Source organism: Thermogutta sp. (assembly GCF_014359955.1).
GTDB lineage: Bacteria > Planctomycetota > Planctomycetia > Pirellulales > Thermoguttaceae > Thermogutta.
The window spans coordinates 1-2,601 of sequence record NZ_JACIYL010000644.1 but is presented as its reverse complement, the minus strand read 5'-3'; the positions used below and the strand labels follow the sequence as shown (position 1 = coordinate 2,601).

General features: G+C 57.6%; 2 protein-coding genes. Both read left to right on the top strand.

Features of this window, described 5'->3' with window-relative positions:
• On the top strand, positions 1-1,414 hold a 1,414-nt coding region (locus H5U08_RS15385; RefSeq protein ID WP_297034996.1), incomplete at its 5' end, for a LamG-like jellyroll fold domain-containing protein.
• 206 nt (positions 1,415-1,620) lie between these two features.
• The gene (locus H5U08_RS15380; RefSeq protein ID WP_297034993.1) at positions 1,621-2,352 is read left to right on the top strand and encodes a sulfite exporter TauE/SafE family protein; all 732 of its coding nucleotides are present in this window, start codon (positions 1,621-1,623) and stop codon (positions 2,350-2,352) included.
• Positions 2,353-2,601 lie beyond the last annotated feature (249 nt).

Here is a 2,601-nt window from a genome sequence, read left to right as displayed (position 1 = left end):
AGTCGCCGGTGTTGCCGACGAGCGTGACTTTCTGGAGAACCTCCTACCCTTTTGGATCAAAAACTACTTCCAACGCCCGAATTATCTGGTGATCGATGGCAAGCCTCTTCTTTTTATTTATCGTCCCGAGTTTCTCGTGGACGACCTGGGCGGTGTGGATAAAGTTGCGAGCGCCTTCGAGAAAGCACGCCAATTATGCCGGCAGGCGGGCTTCGCGGGACTGTACCTTCTCGGCGAATATCGGGGTACGGACGCCCGCCATCTCCAACTCATGAAAGATCTCGGCTTGGATTATACTTTCGCATACGTCTGGCCAGTGCGCAATAACCCCACGCCGCAGCAAGCGATCGAGGCACAGTTGTCGTACATCACCCGCACACAGGAGCTGGGAATCATCCCTCAGGTCATCACCGTGTCACAAGGATGGAGTGGATGGCGAGACGAGGGCTCGATTTGGAAGCTCCCACCTCAGGATTTTGAGGAACTCCTCCGGCGTGCCAAAGCAGTTGCGGCGACCTTTCCCAGGGAGCAGTTGGGAAGCCGGTTGATTCTTCTCGATAACTGGAATGAATGGGGGGAAGGGCACTACATCGCACCGCACCGCGAGTTTGGCTTTGAATATCTGGACGCGGTGCGGCGCGTTTTTTCCAGCGCACCTTTTGAGCATATCGACTTGCTGCCGGAGGACGTGGGCCTCGGCCCGTACGATGTGCCCGCGCGGCAGTATTTTGAAAGGGAGCACGCACTCCTATCACAGGCTCGACGCCGTGTCACCCTTCCGGGGGCGGACCCGGCCCTTGTTGCCTGGTGGACCTTTGACGAGCCTCCGGAGCAAGAGGTCGCCTTGGATTATTCCGGGCATCGCCTCGGGGGAGTGCTTCACAACGTTGCCCGCGTCAAAGGACGTCAGGGCTGGGCCCTCGATTGTCACGGGGGTTGCGTCATTGTGCCCCTGGACAGACCGCTGACGGACTGTTCGCAGCTCACCCTGGAGTGCTGGGTTTGTACGGAAACTCCCCATCAGAATAACCGGTGGATCATCAATTGCGTTTTCGGCGGTGTTGAAAACACCGGATTTCGACTCGGTTTGATAGGGGGCAAACCATGTTTTCAAATCCCTCTCACGCCCTGGAGTCACCATCTGGTGGGCGAACGCCCCCTCACCATTGGGCAATGGGTTCATCTGGCGGCCACGTTCGACGGCAGCATGATGAGGCTCTACATGGATGGGCAGCAAATAGGCGCACTCGAGCGCAGGGCCCCCATCGCCTTCAACCATCGTTATCTGGTACTGGGCAACTACGAAAAAGACCATCCTGCATATTTCACCGGAGCCGTTGATGAGGTCCGCATCTACTCGCGATGCCTGTCGCCAGAAGAGATTGCGGCTCACGCGCGGCCCAATCCACCTTGAATCGTTTTCTATCCGCCACGGTGCCTGCTGCCTTCTCGGAACGGTTAGACTGGTACACTGCGGGGAGCGGGTCATTTTGGTTTCGCAATATTGAAACCGGTACAAACGGTCCTGTGCGGTATCGACAGAAGTGTTTAATGTATGACATTACGACGATCCATGGAGAATCCAGCGGCAATTCACCCTTGAACTTGCGGTGTTGAAAAATGATGTTCGCGCTGTTTCTTGGAGGCCTGTTTTTCATAGCCTGCCTTTATTCGTCTGTGGGACATGCAGGAGCATCGGGTTATCTGGCCTGGATGGCCCTTCTCGGTTTCGCCCCAGAAGAGATGCGGCCGACGGCACTCGTACTCAATGTGTTCGTGGCCACAATCGCTACGCTTCGTTTCAGCCGCGTGCGTCCGCGCTGGCAGTTCTTGTTGTATTTGCTTGTGGGATCCGCTCCTCTTGCGTTCATCGGGGGATTTGTACCCGTGCCGCGACATGTTTACCGGCCACTTGTGGCGATTGTCCTCCTCGCTGCCGCCGTGCGGATGCTCGTGGGCAAACCTTCGGAAACGGGCACGACCAGGCCGTCGCCTTCCCCCTTTCTCCTTTTTCTCACGGGGGCCGTTCTTGGACTGCTCGCCGGGCTCACTGGCACGGGCGGAGGTATATTTTTGACGCCTGTTCTCATTTTGACGCAATGGACGTCCGCCCGAGAAGCCGCCGCCATTACGGCCCCATTTGTTCTCATCAACTCGATCTCCGGTCTCCTGGGAGTGATGGCCGGCCTCCAATCAGTACCAACCCAGCTACTGCCCACAGTAGGAACGGTTGCATTGGGCGGGTTCCTTGGTTCCACACTTGGGTCCACCTGGTTCAGTGACGTCTGGCTGCGACGGGCCCTCAGTGTGGTGCTGGTCATCGCCGCTCTCAAGCTTCTTTTTGTTCCGTGATGAAGGTCACGTTCAGGGGACTTGTTAATTTCGCGATTTTGCGATTTCTGCCCGCTTTTCTTCTGTCGAAGGGGGCACGGGCGTCAACACGGGTTCGCGTGGAAGCGAGACTCAATCCGGAGGGCCCCGCTCGTCGGGTCCGTCGTTTGACGCTGGATCATTCATTCCCTTTCCCCGGGGACTGAAGTCCCGCGCCGAAAGCGGGGCTGACGCCCCGCACTCCACATGTGGAGTGCGGCGATTCATCGC

Bases quoted from the DNA above. Each gene is read 5' to 3' on its own strand.
- H5U08_RS15380 (WP_297034993.1), top strand. From the start codon at position 1,621: ATGATGTTCGCGCTGTTTCTTGGAGGCCTGTTTTTCATAGCCTGCCTT.